At 65.5% G+C, this 2,355-nt stretch carries 2 protein-coding genes and 1 pseudogene; all 3 read left to right on the top strand.

All coding sequences use genetic code 11. The features are described 5' to 3' along the window. Nucleotides 1–575 (top strand): ArsB/NhaD family transporter (locus NH448_RS23340; protein WP_290442948.1); only part of this gene is annotated, 575 nt, incomplete at its 5' end. 164 nt (nucleotides 576–739) lie between these two features. Next, the gene (gene cysQ, locus NH448_RS23335) at nucleotides 740–1,567 is read left to right on the top strand and encodes a 3'(2'),5'-bisphosphate nucleotidase CysQ (RefSeq protein WP_045994296.1); all 828 of its coding nucleotides are present in this window, start codon (nucleotides 740–742) and stop codon (nucleotides 1,565–1,567) included. Between the two features lie 438 nt (nucleotides 1,568–2,005). Next, nucleotides 2,006–2,355: pseudogene (locus NH448_RS23330) on the top strand (hypothetical protein); the annotation flags it as partial.

Below are 2,355 nucleotides of genomic sequence, written 5' to 3'. Positions count from 1 at the left end.
TGCCGGTGGCGCTGGTGACCGGCAGCGCGGCGCTGGTGCTGGTCGCCCTGGCCGGCCGCTGGCACCAGGCCGGGGGCAGCACGGTGATCTCGCTGTCGCGGGTGTTCAAGGGCGCGCCCTGGCAGATCGTGCTGTTCTCGGTAGGCATGTACCTGGTGGTCTACGGGCTCGGCAACGCCTGGCTGACCGAAGACGCCAGCGCCCTGCTGACCTGGCTGGGCCAGCAGGGCACCCTGGTGGCGACGCTGGGTACCGGTGTGGCCTCGGCGCTGCTGGCCTCTATCATGAACAACATGCCCTCCACCCTGGTGGGGGCACTCGCCATCGACCAGGCCCAGGTCGGCGACCTGACCCGGGAGCTGATGATCTACGCCAACGTCATCGGCAACGACCTGGGGCCCAAGTTCACCCCCATCGGTAGCCTGGCCACCCTGCTGTGGTTGCACGTGCTGGCGGAAAAGGGCACCCACATCAGCTGGGGCCAGTACATGAAGGTCGGGCTCAAGCTGACCCCGCCGGTACTGCTGGCCGCGCTGCTGGCGCTATGGTTGTGGCTGCCGCTGGTATCGTCCTGAGGGTGCGGCGTCGGACCCGTGCCGATCCGCTTGCAGCCCTGCGCTCGATACGCCACTCACGCTAAGCTTGGCACCATCGATTTCCGGGAAGACCTGGCCTTCCCGGTACTGTGTATCGGCCCGTCGTGTCGACTCCGATCGGGCCTTATATCAAGGAGTCTTGCGTGCCCGTTTCTCTGAGCAGTGAACACAAGGATGCCCTGGTCGCCGGCGTGGAAGAGGCCGGTCGACTGGTGCTCGAGATCTATCAGCGCGACTTCGAGGTCGAGCACAAGGACGACGATAGCCCATTGACCGAGGCCGATCTGGCCGCCCACCACGCCCTGGTGGCGCTGCTGGGACGACTGACGCCGGAGGTGCCGGTGCTGTCCGAGGAATCCGGGGAGATCGCCACCGAGACACGTCTCGGCTGGTCGTGCTATTGGCTGGTGGACCCGCTGGATGGCACTAAGGAGTTCGTCAATCGCAACGGTGAATTCACCCTCAATGTGGCGCTGATCGAGCATGGCGTCCCGGTGCTCGGGGTGGTCCATGCGCCGGTGCTGGGGGTGACCTGGTTCGGTGAACAGGACAATGGCGCCTGGCGATCCGAGGGCGAGTCGCGCCAGCCGATCCATGCGCGTGAACTGCCGGACCCTGCCGAGGCCCCCTGGGTGGTGGTGGGCAGCCGCCGCCACGGTGCCGAGGCCTTCGAGGCTTTCTGTGCACGCTTGCCGGCCACCGAGTGCACCTCGATGGGTAGCTCGCTGAAGCTGTGCCTGGTGGCGGAGGGCAAGGCCGATCTGTACCCGCGCCTGGCGCCGACCTGCGAGTGGGACACCGCCGCCGCCCAGGCGGTGGTCACCGCCGCCGGTGGACTGGTGCTGGACGCAGAGACCCTTGAGCCGCTGCGCTGCAATCGTGGTGAGTCGCTGCTCAATCCGTTCTTTGTCGTGTGTGGCCAGCGCGACGCGCGCTGGGAGCAGGCATTGGTTGCCGCCCTGGCACAGTAGCGCTTGAATTCTAGAAATTTATGCCGATCCGTGCTGTGGCTCGGATCGGCTTTTTTTGCCATATCGAGCGTTTTCTTTCTGCGGTTTCAGGTGTCCTGAGGGCTGCGGCCCTTGGCGGTGCGCTATCCCTGGCTGTCCTGGCCCCATAGGTTTCTCACTCATTTTTCTGAGTTTTTGCTTGCTGGATGCGCGGCCGTTGGTCCGCCTGAAGGCTGGCTCTGGCGTGGCTGGACTTGGGAAGTGACGAGGAATCAGGCAATTGTCGCAAGGCGCGTTGAGAGATCGCTTGCTGCGGTAGCGGCACAAAAGTGGTAGTAATATGCCTCTTTGGTCGACATGTGCTTCTTTGGTTGAAGCATCTTTCCCGCATTCTCTCTTGCCGGTGCCGTGACGGACCAGGCATGGGAGATGCGTGCCTTGGCCCGTTGGAGACGGAAGATGAGTGCCTCGGACGATATCCAGGATTTCCTGCGCAAGACCGGTTCCGATACCGCAGGCTACCAGGCGTTTGGTCGCACCAATGAGGAGTCGGGACAGCCACGCTGGGGGCTGCTTGGCCAGCTCTCGGGCCACGACGTCGATCCTGGTGACAGGCCGTCACGCGCCGAGCCAGGTGCTCGCCCAGAGCCCTTGCAAACGGCAGCCGAGGTGGCCCCTGCGCGCAAGGGGAAGGCCTGGGCGACGCTGGAAAAGCTTCCCGCAGCCCCGGCCCCCGAGCCTGCCTCTGGTCCTGCCGCCCGGCCCGCCCCCTCGGCCGTCGCTGAGCGCAGCGAACCTCCCGCTGGGCG

The organism is Halomonas sp. OfavH-34-E (assembly GCF_024124525.1).
Lineage (GTDB): Bacteria > Pseudomonadota > Gammaproteobacteria > Pseudomonadales > Halomonadaceae > Halomonas > Halomonas litopenaei.
Note: the sequence above shows the minus strand (reverse complement) of the source record. Positions and strands in the feature narration are given on the sequence as shown.